Origin of the sequence: Cryptosporangium aurantiacum (genome assembly GCF_900143005.1) — a bacterium.
GTDB lineage: Bacteria > Actinomycetota > Actinomycetes > Mycobacteriales > Cryptosporangiaceae > Cryptosporangium > Cryptosporangium aurantiacum.
Genome location: NZ_FRCS01000014.1, coordinates 55,479 through 71,499 on the forward strand (window position 1 = coordinate 55,479; position 16,021 = coordinate 71,499).

14 protein-coding genes are annotated in these 16,021 nt (G+C 71.4%); 7 read left to right on the forward strand and 7 right to left on the reverse strand.

Annotated elements, in window-relative coordinates:
- Positions 1–106 precede the first annotated feature (106 nt).
- The gene (locus tag BUB75_RS33865; protein WP_218617935.1) at positions 107–559 is read left to right on the forward strand and encodes a MarR family winged helix-turn-helix transcriptional regulator; all 453 of its coding nucleotides are present in this window, start codon (positions 107–109) and stop codon (positions 557–559) included.
- On the opposite strand, the gene BUB75_RS33870 is transcribed toward BUB75_RS33865, so the two are convergent.
- From BUB75_RS33870 to BUB75_RS33885, 4 genes are all read right to left on the reverse strand, one after another.
- Positions 556–810: a helix-turn-helix transcriptional regulator gene (locus tag BUB75_RS33870; RefSeq protein ID WP_073263017.1), complete on the reverse strand. Its 255-nt coding sequence runs from the start codon at positions 808–810 to the stop codon at positions 556–558. The two genes, BUB75_RS33865 and BUB75_RS33870, sit on opposite strands and share 4 nt — an antisense overlap.
- An 11-nt stretch (positions 811–821) precedes the next feature.
- Positions 822–1,676 (reverse strand): ABC transporter permease, encoded by an 855-nt coding sequence (locus BUB75_RS33875; protein WP_073263019.1) that lies wholly within the window; start codon positions 1,674–1,676, stop codon positions 822–824.
- The gene (locus BUB75_RS33880; protein ID WP_073263021.1) at positions 1,673–2,641 is read right to left on the reverse strand and encodes an ABC transporter ATP-binding protein; all 969 of its coding nucleotides are present in this window, start codon (positions 2,639–2,641) and stop codon (positions 1,673–1,675) included. Before BUB75_RS33880 ends, BUB75_RS33875 begins: the two co-directional genes overlap by 4 nt.
- Positions 2,642–2,734: 93 nt before the next feature.
- A complete protein-coding gene (locus BUB75_RS33885; protein ID WP_073263023.1) occupies positions 2,735–3,511 on the reverse strand; it encodes a neutral zinc metallopeptidase in 777 nt (258 codons plus the stop codon).
- Between the two features lie 217 nt (positions 3,512–3,728).
- Here BUB75_RS33885 and BUB75_RS33890 point away from each other — a divergent pair, with 217 nt between their 5' ends.
- Entirely contained in the window at positions 3,729–5,303 is a 1,575-nt protein-coding gene (locus BUB75_RS33890; protein ID WP_073263025.1) for a histidine kinase N-terminal 7TM domain-containing diguanylate cyclase, read from the forward strand.
- 112 nt (positions 5,304–5,415) lie between these two features.
- Positions 5,416–5,790 (forward strand): hypothetical protein, encoded by a 375-nt coding sequence (locus tag BUB75_RS33895; RefSeq protein WP_073263027.1) that lies wholly within the window; start codon positions 5,416–5,418, stop codon positions 5,788–5,790.
- Between the two features lie 5 nt (positions 5,791–5,795).
- Here the strand turns inward: BUB75_RS33895 and BUB75_RS33900 are convergent, their stop codons facing one another.
- Entirely contained in the window at positions 5,796–9,347 is a 3,552-nt protein-coding gene (locus BUB75_RS33900) for an ATP-binding protein (RefSeq protein WP_143175586.1), read from the reverse strand.
- An 83-nt stretch (positions 9,348–9,430) separates the two neighbouring features.
- On the opposite strand from BUB75_RS33900, the gene BUB75_RS33905 reads away from it, so the two are divergent.
- The gene (locus BUB75_RS33905; RefSeq protein WP_073263031.1) at positions 9,431–10,303 is read left to right on the forward strand and encodes an alpha/beta fold hydrolase; all 873 of its coding nucleotides are present in this window, start codon (positions 9,431–9,433) and stop codon (positions 10,301–10,303) included.
- A 161-nt stretch (positions 10,304–10,464) separates the two neighbouring features.
- Here BUB75_RS33905 and BUB75_RS33910 read toward each other — a convergent pair whose 3' ends face one another.
- Positions 10,465–11,058: a TetR/AcrR family transcriptional regulator gene (locus BUB75_RS33910; protein ID WP_073263033.1), complete on the reverse strand. Its 594-nt coding sequence runs from the start codon at positions 11,056–11,058 to the stop codon at positions 10,465–10,467.
- Between the two features lie 84 nt (positions 11,059–11,142).
- On the opposite strand from BUB75_RS33910, the gene BUB75_RS33915 reads away from it, so the two are divergent.
- Complete coding sequence (locus tag BUB75_RS33915; RefSeq protein WP_073263035.1) at positions 11,143–12,282, forward strand: acyl-CoA dehydrogenase family protein; 1,140 nt, start codon at positions 11,143–11,145, stop codon at positions 12,280–12,282.
- A 37-nt stretch (positions 12,283–12,319) separates the two neighbouring features.
- Here the strand turns inward: BUB75_RS33915 and BUB75_RS33920 are convergent, their stop codons facing one another.
- Positions 12,320–12,598 carry a DUF2277 domain-containing protein gene (locus BUB75_RS33920; protein WP_073263037.1) on the reverse strand — a complete coding sequence of 93 codons (279 nt, stop codon included), beginning with the start codon at positions 12,596–12,598 and terminating at the stop codon, positions 12,320–12,322.
- 244 nt (positions 12,599–12,842) lie between these two features.
- On the opposite strand from BUB75_RS33920, the gene BUB75_RS33925 reads away from it, so the two are divergent.
- Both BUB75_RS33925 and BUB75_RS33930 read left to right on the forward strand, forming a co-directional pair.
- Positions 12,843–13,763 carry an SIR2 family NAD-dependent protein deacylase gene (locus BUB75_RS33925; RefSeq protein WP_073263039.1) on the forward strand — a complete coding sequence of 307 codons (921 nt, stop codon included), beginning with the start codon at positions 12,843–12,845 and terminating at the stop codon, positions 13,761–13,763.
- Complete coding sequence (locus tag BUB75_RS33930) at positions 13,760–16,021, forward strand: nSTAND1 domain-containing NTPase (protein ID WP_073263041.1); 2,262 nt, start codon at positions 13,760–13,762, stop codon at positions 16,019–16,021. The genes BUB75_RS33925 and BUB75_RS33930 overlap by 4 nt, the downstream gene beginning before the upstream one ends.

The following is a 16,021-nucleotide window of genomic DNA, read 5'->3' on the forward strand; positions in this document are numbered from 1 at the left end:
GTAGAACCGCGCCGCCCACCTCGCGGCACGTGTGCTGAGCGACCACCCTGCTGCGACCATTGTTCGCTCCTCTCATATACTTCATGAGAGTGAACCATTCACGAGTGTGAAGCAAGGGCGGATCCTCATGCGCGACTACGGCTGGGAGTTGAGCACCGCGGTGGTCCTGTTCCACGAGGCGGTGGCGCGCCGGCTGGGGCTGTCCGCGGCGGAGCACAAGGCGCTCGGCGTCATCGTCCGATCCGGACCCTTGCCCACCGGCGCGCTCGCCCCCGAGTTGGGCGTGGGCATCACGGCGGTGACCGGCATCGTCGACCGGCTGGTACGCGCCGGGTACGTCCGGCGCGAGCCCGATCCGGCCGATCGCCGGCGGGTCCTGCTGATCGCCGAGGCCGGGAAGGTTCCCGACCTCGGCGCGATCTTCGCCGACCTGGGCCGCGCGATGGCGGCGTTCACCTCGAAGTACGACGAGCGGGAGGCGGCGGTCGTCGTCGACTACCTGGACAACACGATCCGCGTCCTCCGCGAACAGACCGCCGCGCTCGAGAACCGCCCCTAGGCCGACCGGCGGGAACTGCCGAGGCGCGGGAACGGGGAGGTGGAGAACACCACCTCGACGGCTACCTCGAAATACTCCGCGATCCGTAGCGCGAGGTGCAGCGACGGGCTGTACTCGCCGCGCTCCAGGTAGCCGACCGTCTGGTAGTGGACGCCGAGCGCCTCGGCGAGCTCCCGACGGGAGATCCCGCGCTCGGCCCGCAGCATCGCGATCCGGTTGTAGATCGTCTCGTTGGTGGCCTTCTTGTCCATGTCCCCCTCGCTCATATGGCCCGCTGGAGCACTCGCTCCCGCCGGGCCGCCACCGAGGAACCCGACTCCCGGCGCGCCATCCTCCGCAGCACGATAGGCGCCACGATCAGGCCGGCCACCGCCCAGGCCCCCAGGACGCCGAACGTCTCCAGGTGCTGCCAGGAACCCGCGCTCTCCGCGGCGGCCATGCTGTCCGGCAGCATCGCCGAGCGCATCCCGAGCCCGAGCCAGTACACCGGGAAGACGTGCGCGAGGGTCTGCAGCCACTCCGGGTAGCCGGTGATCGGATAGAAGATGCCGGAGATCGCGACCAGGCCGATCAGCGGAAGCATCAGCGCGCCGCTCGCGGTCCGCGGGTTCGTCATCATCGCGCCGAGGATCGCGCCGAGCGGCAGGATCGCGACCATCCCGAGCACCAGCACCCAGGACAGCGTCAGCCAGCCCGAGACGCTGCCGATCACGAGGCCGTCGAGCACGAACACGCTCGGCACCAGGAAGATCAGGATGTTGACCAGCGTCATCGCGGCGACGAGCACGATCTTGCCGACGAGGTAACCGACCATGCCGCTGGGCACGGCCTTCGCCCGCAGCAGCGTCCCGTCCTCGCGCTCGATCGTGAGGCTCATCGCCATCGTCATCACGCCGGTGGAGACCACGGTCATCCCGACGAGGCTGGGCAGCGTGCGGGACCCGAGCGCGATGTCCGCGCCCGGCAGTGCCGAGCCGCGGGTGAAGAACAGGACGACCACGAAGATCAGGCTCGGGAGCACGGTGTTCCAGAGGTCCTGCGGCGTCGTCAGCATCTGCCGGAGCTCGATCCGGCCGCGGATCAGCCCGGCCCGGAGCGCGGGCAACGAGGGACTCATCGGGAGGTCACCACCTCGAACTCGCGGACCGCTGCGCTTCGGCGCCCGGCCTCGAACTGCTGGACCATCGTCATGTACGTGTCCTCGAGGCTGGCCCGGCGTACCTCGAGGTCGCTGATCCCGTCGTCGTGCTGGCGGAACAGGTCGCGCACGAACGCGGTCGCGTCGCCGGTGGAGTGCACGTAGCGCGTGCCGTCGAGGCACCAGCGCACCTCCGCCTGACCCGAGACGCGCCGCGACAGTTCGTCCGGCGAGCCGTCGGCGATGATCGTGCCGCCGGCCAGGATCAGGATCCGGTCCGCCAGCTTCTCGGCCTCGTCGAGGTCGTGGGTCGTCATCAGGATCGTGGTCTCGTCGTCGGCGATCTCGTGCACGAGGTCGTGGAACTCGCGGCGGGCCTCGGGGTCGAAACCCGCGGTCGGCTCGTCGAGGAACAGCAGTTCCGGGTGGCCGACGATGCCGATCGCCACGTCGAACCGGCGGCGCTGGCCGCCCGACAGGCTGCTGATCTTCGCGTTCGCCTGGCCGGTCAGCCCGACGGCGGCGAGCAGGTCGTCGACGTCCCACGGCTGCCTGCCGGGATCGGTGGCGAACGCCCGGTAGTACAGGCCGAGGTGCTCGAGTAACTCGCGCACCCTCCATTTGCTGTGGTCGCGCCACGACTGGAGAACGATGCCGACCCGCGCGCGCCAGCGTTCGCCACCACGCGCGGGATCGGCACCGAGGACGGTCACCTCACCGGCGGACCGCATCCGGAATCCTTCGAGGATCTCGATCGTGGTCGTCTTACCGGCGCCGTTCGGGCCGAGCAGCACGATCACCTCGCCCGGCCGGCCGTCGAACGTGACGCCGGCCAGGACGTCTGTGGTGCCGTAGCGCATCCGGAGATCCCGGACGTCGATCGTGCGGTCGTCGTCATCGCCCGGGATTCCGGCCGATGGTTCCGCCTCTCCGACTAGGAACATGACCAACCCCCGATGTCAGGCGTGTACCTCCATCGATAGTAGGTCTACTACATTTCCTCGTATGGAGACAATAGGTTCGGGGGTGGATCTTCGTCAGAGCTGGGTGCCGTTCGCGCTGTCCAGGTGGCACTGGTCCAGCGAGCCGCGGTAGCCGCGCGCGAACGCGTCGAGGCGCTGGTCCATCGTGCCGTGGGTGCCCGGCGCGAACCAGGTGGCGAACTTGTCCCCGCCCTGCGCCGGGTCGCCGAGCGCACGAACGCCGCGCGTCAGCTCCTCGATGTCACCGTCTTCGAGCTCGAGCGTGCCGGACCGCACCGAGTCACCGATGAACGCACCGGACAGGCAGTCGGCCTGTAACTCGATAGTGATGCTGACCAGCTGGTTGGCCTTCACCCGCTCCTGGATCGCGTGTGCGTACTCGTGCGCGAAGAGGAAGTAGACGAACGTGTCGCCGAGCTGCTGGTAACTCTGCCGCACCCAGTTCACGTCGTAGGAGATGCTGTCGTCCGGCGGGCAGTAGAACGCGTTCATCGCGGGCTGGGGCTGACCGGCGCAGCTCAGCTCGCCGTCCTTCGTGTACGGCCGGATGGTCCCGACCGGCTTGAAGTCGTGCCCGGCGGCCGTGAACTTCTCGTCCCAGTAGGCGGCGACCAGCCGGAAGGCGGCCTCGACCTCGGCGTCGAACTCCGTACTGGGCGACGCCGTGCCGACGGCGTTCGCGGGCGCCGCGCCGGAGGTGGACCGAGTGGCGGTCGGAGCACCGGGGGCGGCCGAGCCACCACCGGATCCGGTACACCCGGCAACTGCCAGGAGCGCTACCGCGCCCAACAGGGCCGCGATGCGGCGACCGGTTCCGACTATGCCACTCATGCTCGTGTCCTCACTGTCGTGTCCGTTGTGGTGGCCCGACTGAACCACGGGGCGTGACGAATCTGTGTCGCACCGGTTACAGAGCAAAAGTCCTGCGATGCGCGTCACACCGGCTCGAACGGTCACGGGAGAACTCGCATAGAGTACGTACGTTCGTTCGCAGAGTTAGCTACGGTTGTGCCTTCGTGCGCGGCGGACGCAAGGGGAGGCCGAAGCAATGTGGGGTGTCGTCCTCACGGTTGTCTTCTCCACCGCCGCAGCCGTCGCGCTCCTCACCGCCGTGGTCGCCTATCGCGCACGCACGGTGGTCCCCGCCGGTACGCCGCTGTTCCTCGCCGCGATCGGGATCACGTGCTGGTCGGTGACCGCTGCGGTGACCGCGGACCGCACCGATCCGGACCTCATCACGACCCTCGCGTCGATCGGCGTGTTCGGACAGTGCCTGATCGTGCTGGGCTACCTCGGGCTCGCCGAGGTCGTCAGCGGGCGTCCGTGGCGCCCCGGCCGGCGCGCGCTGGTGCTGCTCGGCATCGAACCGGCGCTAGTGGTGACCGCGCTGATCACCGAGCCGTGGCACCACCTGTTCTTCGACGGCATCACCCGGACGCCGGTCGGCACCTGGCAGGCCGGGATCGGCGTCGGGTACACGCTGCACATCGTCTACAGCTACGCGATCGTGCTGTTCGGCGCCTATCGCGGGCTGCGGTTGGCGCGGCGCCGCTCGACGTTCAGCCGCCGGGCCGGGCGGTGGCTGATCGCGATCGTCGCGCCGCCGGTCGTCGCGAACGTCGTCGCGATGACGATGCTGGACAACATCGACGTCACGCTGATCGGCACCACGATCAGCACGGTGCTCGCGTACGGCGCGCTGACCTGGCGATCGCTCGAACTGCTTCCGGTGGCCAGGGCGCAGCTCGTCGACACGCTCGCGGACGGCGTCGTCGTGGTCGACCGGAACGGCAACGTCGCCGACCTGAACGCGGTCGGCAGGCAGATGGTCCTGGAGACGGCTCCCTGGATCACCGACCCGATCGGCGTCGAACTGGACTCGATCGACCCGACGTTCCCGGCGCTGGCCGAGAGCGACGCGGACTTCATCTTCGTCTCCGCCCGGCTCGGCCTCGACCTGGAGATCCGTACCCGGGTCATCCGCGACCGGCACGGAGCGCTGGCCGGCTGGGTGCTGATCGCCCGGGACGTCACCGAGTTCCGCGAGCAGCGGCGGGCGCTGGAGGCTGCGAACCAGCAGCTGCGGGAACAGATCACGACGATCGACCGGCTCCGCGCCGACCTCGCCGAGCAGGCCATCCGGGACGCGCTGACCGGGCTGCACAACCGTAGGCACCTGATGAACGTCCTCGCCGCGGCGGAGCGCGACCACACCGGGCCGATCAGCGTCGCGCTCATCGACGTCGACCATTTCAAGCAGGTCAACGACCGGTACGGGCACGCGGCAGGCGACCGGGTCCTGGTCGCGGTCGCGCGGTTGCTGGCCGCCGGGGTCAGGCCGACCGACGTGCTGGCCCGCTACGGTGGTGAGGAATTTGTCCTGTTGATGCCCGGCTGCACGGTGGACGACGCGGCGGACCGGCTCGAACAACTCCGCAAACAGGTGGCCGCGACCCCGATCGAGCTGGCCGGCCGGACGGTGACGGTCAGCTTCAGCGCGGGCGTCGCGTCCGGCTGGGGCCGATTGAATACGGACGCCATGCTCGAGGCGGCCGATCACGCGCTGTACGCCGCGAAGCGCAACGGTCGCGACCGGGTGGAGCTGGCAACCCCCGTCCGGTGAAACCCGTCGGGGGTCACCCAACGTGATCCCAGCGGAACCGGCTCAGGTGCGCCTTAGCGTTTCCGGTGCATCATCGTAGGAGCCACCGCGGTAGAAGGAGCAGAACGGCCAGTTGGACGAGAACAGAGCACGGCGAGTCGTCGATGCCCTCCGGGATCGGGGCGTCGACGCGTTCCCCGCGAAGGTCGGGGTGTACCAGTTCGGGGTCGGAGTGACGCTGTCCCAGGGGCGCCAGGCGATCTGGGACTCCGACGGCACGGCCGGCATCGAGGCGCAGGTCATGCGCAACGGCGTCCTGGTCGGGTTCGTGCCGGTGATCGAGGGCTCCGAGAACTTCGACGAGGAACAGATCATCGACGCGATCGTGCGAACCGACTACGACCAGCCGATCGCGCGCCGGATGGCCACCGCGCCACCGCAGGCTGCGCCGCTCCCCCGGCCCGGTGGTGTGTTCCGCCGGTTCTTCGACGGTTTCCGCTACCGCTGAGTAGTTCAGGCGCCTGCGTCGCGTTGGCGGCCCAGTTTTGGGTGGCCCAGTTTTGGGTGGCCCAGTGCGGTGGCGAGGTCGTCCAGGTATCGAGCCACCGGCCCGAGCGTGAGTAGCCCACTGCCCGCCCCGGCGAGTTCCCCCGCCGCGGGCAGCAGCGCCGCGTACAGGCGTTCCATCGCCGGGCGGTCGCCGTCCGCGATCGCGACCCGCGCGTGCAGGCAGGTGCGGGCCTCGTACAGCAGGTCCCTCGGCGAATCGGGGATCGCGGCGGCACCGCCGCCGGACAGCACCGGGCGGGCCCACGGAGCGTAGGCGCCGAAGTCGGTGTCCGGCGGCAGCGCGGGCGGTTCGCCGCGCTGGAGACGATGGCAGAGCAGCGCGAACGGCAGGATGCCGCGCTCCAGGCCGGACATGCCGGTCCCGGCCAGGCGCGCGGCCGCGGCCCGGTAGCGGGCTTCGGCGTCGGCACCCGACCCGGACGCCGACGCGCGCAGCGCCCGGTACCAGTCGGTGAACACGGCTACCAGCGGGGATTGGTACCGCTCGCCGAGCGCGTCCGCCACCCGCGCGTGCTCGTCGGCTGCCACGAACTCCGCGAGCGCCGACCGCGCCTGGAGCAGGATCAAATGGCCGAGGATCTCGAACGTCGGCAGCTCGTGGCGGTGCGATAGTTCGACCAGCTCGGTCCCGAGACGGGCCCGCTCGGGCGCACGGCCCGCGCGTCCGAACGACTGCATGAACGACGCGTTGAGCGCGAACGCCAGCACGGCCGGGTCGCCGAGGTCCCTGGCGAGGCGTTCCGCGTCTCGGGCGGCCGCGGCGGCGCGTTCTCCGCCCTCGCCGCGGAGCTCCAGCGCCAGCGTGGCGAGCAACCGGCTCCGGTCGGCGACGTGGTCGGCGGGGAGCGCGGACAGGGTCCGCGCGGCGACCTCGGCGATGTGCCTGCCGAGCGCCGGATCGTCGTGCTCGGTCCAGATCGCCGGTACGTCGAACGCGCCGATCACCCGCGCGGTCAACACCGGGTCGCCGATCTCCTCGGCCAGCGCGATCGCCTCCGCCCTGCGGTGGCGCGCGGTGGCGAGCGCCCCGGTCACCGCGAACGCCCGAACGCCGCCCATGATCAGGTCGAGCCGGGCGCGGATGTCGTTCTCGCCGGCTCGGTCGAACGCTTCGAGTGCGGCGTCCCAGAGGCGGGCCGCTTCCGAGGGGGCGTGACGCCGCTCGGCGCGTTCGGCGGCGGCGCGCGCGTACCGGGCGGCGCGGGCCGCGGCGTCCGGGCCGTCGGCGTGCAGGTAGTGGTGGGCCAGCGCCTCGACGTCGTCCGGGCGCAGCCGTTCGACGGCGTCGGCGGCGGCCGCGTGCCAGGCCGCCCGCCGCGAACGGGAGACGTCGGAGGAGAGCGCGTCGCGGACCAGCGCGTGGGCGAACGCGAACCGGCCGGTGCCCTGCTCGACAAGCAGACCGGCCGCAACAGCAACCTCCACGGCCCCCAACAGGGCGTCCCCGACGCCCCCAGCGCCCGCCACGCCCGCCACGCCCGCCACGCCGCCAGCGTTCGCGACGCCGGCCACGTCGGCCACGTCGGCAGCGGGTGGAGCGCCGTGCTTCGCGCCGGGGTCGAGGGCGGTGGGATTCCGAGTGGCGCGGTCCGCGCCGGGTTGCGCGGCCGCGGGGCGGAGCGATGGGGCCTCGTTCAGCGCGGTCAGGATCGGGAGGTCGAGGCCGAGTACGGCGGCGCGGTGCAGGACGGCCGGCACCGGCTCTGGCAGCGCGGCCACCCGGTACCGGACGACGTCCCGGACGCCGGGCGGCACCGCGGCGAGCCCGTCCGCGCCCTCGGCGTCGTAGAGGCGGGCCAGCTCCCGGACGAAGAACGGGTTGCCGCCGGTGCGGCGGTGGATCGTGGCCGCGGTCGGTGTGTCGACGTCGCGGTCGATCGTCGCGCGGACCAGGTCGGGAATCGCCGCGAGCGGGAGGCCGCCGAGGTACACCCGGGTGGGCTCGGCGCGGGCGACCCGGCCGAGGACCTCGGCGAGCGGCGCGGGGAGGTCGGTGCTGCGGTAGGTCGCCACCAGCAGCACCGGTGCCGCGACCGGCTCGGTGACGAGCGCCGCGAGCAACCCCAGCGTCTCCGCGCCCGCCCAGTGCAGGTCGTCGACGACCAGCAGCAGCGGGGCGTGGCGGGCGACCGCGGTCAGGTACTCGCCGACCGCGCGGTGCCACCGGAACCGCGCGGCCGCCGGGTCGCCGCCCGGGGAGGGTGCGTACGGCGGGTCGGGAACGACCGCGCTGAGCGTGTCGAGGATCCGGTGCCACGGCCAGCCCGCCGGAAGGCCCCGATCGTCGGGGTTGGTGCCACTCGCCGTGGCCCAGCCGTCCGCGCCGAGCCGGGCGACGAGCGCATCGGCCAGCGCGGTCTTGCCCGCGCCGGCCTCGCCCGAGATCAGCGCCGGCCGCAGCGCTCCCCGTGCCAGAACCCCGTCCGCCGCCGCCCGCAGCTGCGCATACTCCACCTGCCTCCCAACAAGCTCCCCACCGCCGCCGGCCACAGCCGCGCCGCCAACGGCCCCACCACCCGCCGCGGCCGGCCCGACCACAGCCGCCCCCGCGGCGGCCGGCCCGAACGCCGCCCCCGCGGCGGCCGGCCCGAACGCCGCCCTCACGGCGGCCGGCCCGAATGCCGCCCTCGCGGCGGCCGAACCCACGGCGCCCGAACCCACGGCGCCCGAACCCACGGCGTCCGAACCCACGGCGCCCGGGGCGACGGCTCGCAGCGCGGCGGGGCGTGGCTCGGTCAGGGACGGGGACTGAGCGAGGATGTCGGCTTCCAGCCGCCGCAGCTCGGGCCCCGGATCGAGCCCGGCGTCCTCCGCCAATACCCGCCGTGCCCGCCGCAGCGCCGCCAGCGCATCGCCCTGCCGCCCGGCGCGGTAGAGCGCCAGCGCGTAGAGCCGCCAGGCGTCCTCGCGCCCGGGTTGAGCCCGCGCGTGCGCCTCCAGGTCGGGGATCGCCTCCGCGTCCCGGCCGAGCGCGATCAGCGCCTCCGCCCGCCGCTCCGCAGCCAGGAGCCGCAACTCGTCCAGCCGCGTCGCTTCTCCCCGCGCCCAGGTCAGCGACGCGAATTCGGCGTACGCGGGGCCGCGCCAGTCGGCGAGCGCGGCGTCGATCCCGGCCAGCGCATCGGCCGGGCGCCCCGAACCTAGCAACTCCCGTGCGGTGTTCACTGCCTGCTCGAAACGCCAGGCGTCCACCGCGTCCGGATCGGCCCGCAGCGCGTACCCGGGCCCCGCGGTCACCAGCAACCGCGCCGGGGCGCGGGGCGGCCGGTCCGGCTCGAGTGCCCGGCGGAGCGCCGAGACGAACGTCTGCACCGCACCGGTGGCGCCCTCCGGAGCCGCGCCGCCCCACAGATCGTCCACCAGCAGCTCGGTGGGGACCACGCGCCCGCGCGCCACCAGCAAGCGGGCCAGCACCGACCGGTGCCGTGGGCCCTTGAGGTCCACCGGGCCACGCGCGTCCTCGGCCACCAGCGGACCCAGGACCCCGAAACGCACCACCCGACCCTACTGAGTCAACGCTGATCGGCTGCTGACCGCACCGGTGGACGGTAAGCATGTTCCCGAAGAGAGGCACCACAATGCGAATTCCCGGATTCGACTACCAGCGGGTGACCGTCGCCGACGGCGTCGCGCTGAACGTCGCCGTGGCCGGTTCCGGCAGCCCGATCGTCCTGCTGCACGGCTTCCCGCAGACCCACCTGATGTGGCGGCACGTGGCCGCCGATCTCGTGGCCGACCACACCGTGATCGTCCCCGACCTGCGCGGTTACGGCGACAGCGACAAGCCGGCCGAGGCCGGGCCCGACACGTACTCGAAGCGCACGATGGCGGCGGACATCGTCACGGTGGCCAGGACATTCGGGCACGAGCGCTTCGCGCTCGCCGGGCACGACCGGGGCGCGCTGGTGGCGTTCCGCGCCGGCCTCGACCACCCGGCGGCGGTCACCCATCTGGCCTCGCTCGACGTGCTCCCGACCCTCGACATGTGGGACGTGATGCGCGGCGTGCGTGCGGCGGTCGGGTACCACCTGTTCCTGATGGCCCAGCCGGCCGGTCTGCCGGAGCAGATGATCGGTGCGGTGCCGGACGCGTTCTTCGGCTCGTTCCTGGACGCGTGGGCACAAGACCCGGCGACGATCCCGGCGGACTTCCGGGCCGAGTACCTGCGTGCGTCCCGCGAGGCCGTGACCTCGATCGTCGCCGACTACCGGGCGACCGCCACGATCGACGTCGCGCACGACACCGCTGACCGGGAGGCGGGGAACACGCTCCGGATGCCGGTCACCGTGCTGCAGCAGGACTGGGGCGCGGCGCTCGGCTACGACGCCACCGCGGTCTGGCGCGCCTGGGCACCGGACCTGGACCACCGGACGGTCTCGTGCGGTCACTTCATGGCCGAGGAGGCCCCGGCCGAGGTGGTGAAGGCGATCCGCTCCCTGCTCACCCGCTGACCGGCCTGCTCCAGGCCTGCGACGGCCCGCCGCCGCGCCTCGGCCGCGCCCCGCCTGCGCCGCCACCGCGCCTCGGCCGCGTCTCGGGCACGCCGCAACCGCGCCTCGACCGCCCCTCGGCGGTCGAGGCGCGCGGACCGCTCCCAGCCGGGAACGCCGGCTCACTGCGACGGCGCCGGGACCAAGCCGGTGGTGACGAGTGCGGCCAGCTCGGTGTAGGCGTCCGCGTCGGACAGGCCGGTGGTCGCCGCGACCTGGCGCTGCTGGATCCGCACCATCGTCGACGCGACGACGTCGGCGACGAACCCGGTGTGCACGTCCCGGAATGCACCGGCGGCGACACCCTCATCCACGAACGTCCGGATTCGCTCAGCTGCGGCCTGGGTATTGCGCTCGTAGATCTCCGCCGCCGGGGGGAACGCCGCCACGTCGTCGATGAACGCCGCGGACGCCGGGCGCAGGGCCGCCGCGACCGCCGACAGGTAGCGGGCGATCCGCGCGGCCGGGTCAGGCTCGTCGGCGATCGCGTCCTCGACCTCGACCGTCGCGTTCCGGAAGAAGTGCACGACCGCGGCGCGGACCAGTTGCTCCTTGCTGCCCGCGATCGCGTAGAGGGTCCGCTTCGAGCAGTGCAGACGCGCGGACAGGTCGTCGAGCGTGAACGCGGCGAAGCCTTCGGCGAGGAGCAGCTCGACCAGCGCGTCCAGCAACTCCGTACGCCGGGCGGCGCCGCGGCGTACGGGAGCTCGGGTCATGGGACGGCATTCTGCCATCCGGCCTATCAGCTATTTCTAACGGTTCTGTAGTACCGTTAGACGTACCGAACGAGGGAGACGACGATGCCCGTCGACCGCCTGCTTCCCAGCGCGGAGGCCGCCGACCTGCTCGACCTCACCCGGGCGATCGCCGACAAGGAACTCGCGCCCCGGGTCGACGCGCACGAACGCGCCGAGACCTACCCCGAGGGCCTGTTCCGGACGCTCGGCGACGCGGGTCTGCTCGGGCTGCCGTACCCGGAGGAATTCGGCGGCGGTGGGCAGCCGTACGAGGTGTACCTGCAGGTTCTGGAGGAACTCGCCGCCCGCTGGGCCGCGGTCGCGGTGGCCACCAGCGTGCACGGGCTGTCCTGCTACCCGCTCGCCACGTTCGGGACGCCCGAGCAGCGCGAGCGGTGGCTCCCGGCGATGCTCGGCGGTGACGTGATCGGCGGGTACAGCCTCTCCGAGCCCCAGGCCGGCTCGGACGCGGCCGCGCTGACCTGCCGGGCCGAGCGGGGCGAGGGCGGGTACCGGGTCACCGGCACCAAGGCGTGGATCACCCACGGCGGCAAGGCCGACGCCTACGCGTTGTTCGTCCGCACCGGGCCGGGCGCGAAAGGCATCTCCTGCCTGTACGCACCGGGCGCGGCGGACGGCCTCACGTTCGGCACCCCGGAACAGAAGATGGGCCTGCACGCGATCCCGACCACCGCCGCGTACTGGGATGGCGCGTTCCTCGAGGCAGACCGGCTGATCGGCGCCGAGGGCCAGGGGCTGCAGATCGCGTTCAGCGCACTGGACTCCGGGCGGCTCGGCATCGCCGCCTGCGCGACCGGCCTGGCCCAGGCCGCGTTGGACGCCGCCGTCGAGTACGCCAACGAGCGAACCGCGTTCGGCCGGAAGATCGCCGACCACCAGGGGCTGGGCTTCCTGCTCGCGGACATGGCCGCTGCCGTCGACTCGGCCAGGGCCACGTACCTGGACGCCGCCCGCCGCCGCGACGCCGGCCGCCCGTACGGACGCCAGGCGAGCGTCGCGAAACTCGTCGCCACCGACGCGGCGATGAAGGTGACGACCGACGCCGTCCAGGTCTTCGGCGGATACGGCTACACCCGGGATTACCCGGTCGAGCGGTACATGCGCGAAGCCAAGATCATGCAGATCTTCGAGGGGACGAACCAGATCCAGCGGCTGGTGATCAGCCGCGGCCTCTCGGCCTGAGACCCAGCCCTCGAACGGGACCAGCCCTCGAACGGATCTAGCCCTCGAACGGACCCAGCCCGAGACGCTGACGCACCGCCGGACGCCGTAGCGGCGGCACCGTGGTCGGCTCGCCGCGCCGCGCGGGCAGCCCGGCGAGCAGGTCCCGGGTGATCGCGGCGATCTCCTGCACCGCCTCGTCGATCGCGGGCGCGACCGCCGGGTTCGGCTTCCCGATTCCGGTGATCTTGCGGACGAACTGGGCCGCCGCCGCGGTGACCTCGTCGTCGGTGGCGGGCGGCTGGAGGCCCCGCAGCTCGGTGATGTTTCGGCACATGCCTCGACGGTAGGCCCTCCCACCGACAAAACGCACCCACGGCCGAAATACCGTCACGAGGCTATTGCGGCCCCCGGCCATCGATTCGCATTGATAGGATCCGGCCCGCGTTCAGTGCGACCGGATCATCGTGCAATCGGTACCCGCGATGCCCGTGTGAACGTGCGGCACCGGTGTGCCGAGGGAAGGGGGGCCCGAAATCGTTCACGACACCCGTCAATTAGCACAGTTTCCGTACGAGCAGGTGGCCGGCTCGCTGAAACTAGGAAACGTCGTCCCGTTCGTCGGATCGGGTGCGTCCCGGCTCGCGGATCCCGGCGGGAAATCCCCATTACCCGACGGCCGCGGTCTGGCTCGCGAACTCATCGCCGAGATGGCGGGTGGCTTTCCGGCCGACGCCGATCGCAGCCTCGCCGAAGTGTCCCAGTACTACGAGACCACGGTCTTCGACCGGCCGACGCTCTACGACTACTTGCACGGTCGCTTCCATACCGATCAACGCGACGTCGAGCCGGGCCCGGTGGCCACCTTCCTCGCCGACGTCGACACGGGTGGCCGTCCGCTGTTCCTGATGACGACCAACTACGACACGCAGCTCGAACGCGCCTTCCACGCCGCCGGCCGCCCGCTGTGCGTCATCACCCAGAGCGTCCGCGACCCCCAGCGCGGCCCCCGCACGATCACGCTCACGCTGCCCAACGGCCGGGTCACCGACGACGACAGCCTCGAGTTCCAATGGCACGACGAGGACCGGTTCCCCACCGGCACGGCATTTCTCTTCAAGATGCACGGATCAGCGGACGAGGCGTCTCCACCCAACGACAACATCATCATTACGGAGGACGACTACGTCGACTTTTTGGTCAACGCCTGTGGGCTCGTTTCGCCCTATTTCCCGCCGTCCTCGCTGACCGCCCAGTACAAGCAGCGCCGATTCCTGTTCCTCGGTTACTCGCTCTACGACTGGAACTTCCGCGTGTTTCTCCGGGTGCTCGCCGTCCGTAACGCGCTCTCGCGCCGCGCCGCCCGGCGTCATTTTGCGGTCATGCTCGATCCGGACCCGATCGAAGCCGCACTCTGGGATCACCGGAACGTGTCGGTCTACAACGGAGATCTCAAGGACTTCTGCGACAAAATGCGCTCGTCGCTCGGAGGTGAGCCGTGACGATCCCCTTTGTCGGCCTCCGCCCGTTCGACGTCAGCGAGAGCGACGTCTTCTTCGGCCGGAAACGCGAAACGCAGGTCCTCGCGAACCTCGTCCTCACGCTGCCGATCCTGGTGGTCTACGCACCGAGCGGAACCGGCAAGTCCTCGCTGATCAACGCCGGGCTGCAGGCCGCGCTCACGACGACCGCGCCGGACACGATCATCGTCAACGCCACCAACCGCGACGCCCTGACCGAGGTGCGCGCGGCCTACGAGCACCGCGGCTGGAGTCCGCCGCCGGACATGGAGCTGGCCGACATGCTCCACCAGTACTGGCTCGACAACGACGAGCGCACGCTCGTCGTCATCGACCAGTTCGAGGAGCGGCTGAACGCCGGCACCCGGCACGACGACCTCTACGCCGCGATCGCGAAGCTCGTCCATCAGAGTTCGGACTCCGCCTGCATTTTGATCAGCATCCGCGAGGACTACCTCGGCGCGCTCGAGCCGCTGATGCGCCGCGTCCCGAGCCTGCTCAACGGCAGCTACCGGGTGCCACCGCTGTCCCGTGACTCGCTGCGGGAAGCGATCTACGGGCCGCTGCGCGCGGCGGGTGCGCTCGCCGCCGACGAGGAACTGGTCGAACTCACGCTCGACGAGCTCCAGGGGCAGGAGGCGGGCGCGCACATCCCCGGCGAGCAGCGGTTCGAACCGGGGTACTTCCAGATCGTCTGGTCGGCGCTCTGGGACGCCGCGACCGCACGCGGTGCCGGCCGGATCACGGTCGCCGACTACAACAACCTCGGTGGCGCGGGCAAGATCCTCGCGGACTTCACCGAGGGGATCCTGGCGAACCTGGAACCCTTCCAGGCGCACATGTTCTGGGCCATCTCCCGGTATCTGGTGCTGCCCACCGGCGCGAAGACCGCGCTGACGATCGACGACCTCCTGGAACTGCTCCGCGAGACCGACTTCCTCACGGTCGAACTGCCCGGGCACTCCACGATCCCGCTGTCGCACCCCCAGCCCGGCCGCTGGATCGCGTCGCTGCCGACCGCGGAGCGGCAGCGGCTGATCCGCTCGGTCTTCGGCAGCCTCACAGCCAGCCGCTCGCCGCTGTTCCAGCGAGTCGTGCGCGGTACTCGCGAGGAATACGAGCTGCTCCACGACCTGCTCGGCTCGATCCTGCTCGACTGGCGGCGGGACTTCCCCGACCGGCAACTCCTGTATTTCACCGAGAGCACGGCGGAACTTCGCCACTCCGCGCACGCCATCGTGCGCGGACTCGCCACCGAGCCCGACCCCAGCGCCGAACGTCCCGAACCTCCCTGGTACGAGCCCGGTGACGTCCTGCAGTTCCCGATGGCGGAGACTCGCAGCTCGGCCGAACCCTCGAACGCCGACGCCTACGTCCTGCGGGCCCTCGACCGCCTGAACGCGCTCTCCGCCGAGCTGGCGGCCGCCGATCTGTCCGGCGGCCTCTCCCCCGGGCTTGCCGCCCGCCTCGACGACATGGTGCTCGAATCGCTGGTGTGCGAGGTGTTGGCCCAGCACTCACCGCTGCGCCGGAGATCCTTCGGCTACGAGCTGCACCACTACGAGAGCATGACCGGGCCCTACCCGCGGTACGCCGTGAAGCGCGCGGAGGTCGTCACGCAGTTCTTCGAGCTCGGCGTGACCGCGCCGTCCGCCACCGCACGCGCGCGGCTGCAGCGGGCGGTCATCGAGACGACGTTCTACAGCGACAATTCGCTGCGCACGCCGCGAGACGTCAAGGCGTACCTCTGGGCCAGGGCGCTCCCGCTCGTCATCGGTGGTGCCTTCGGCGCGGCGGCGTTCGCCGGAGCGGCCGAGCTCGCCGCGCGGCTGTTCCCGCAGATCGACGTGGCGTACCGCGGCCTCGCGCTGTGGATCGGCGGGGCGCTCCACACGTTCGCGTACGCGATGATCGCCATCGACGACCTGACGACGCGCTCCAAGACCAACTCGATCGTCCGGGACCGGGTCATCCCTGCCCTGCGCACGGTCTTCCTCGTCGACGAGTGGCGCGTAGTGCTGCGGTGGATCACGCGGAAGGACAAACGCCTGTCGGGGACAGCCGAGCCCGGCCAGCTGCCGTTCACCTGGCCGCTCCCGGCCGTCTACCACCAGGTGCTGGTCAACCTCGGCGCGCTCGCCTCCTATGCGCTGATCGGGAACTGGACCCCGGGCTACCACCTCGCGTCCGTGCTGGCGCCCATCATCTTCGTCACGCTGCTGGCCATGGCCAACTTCTGA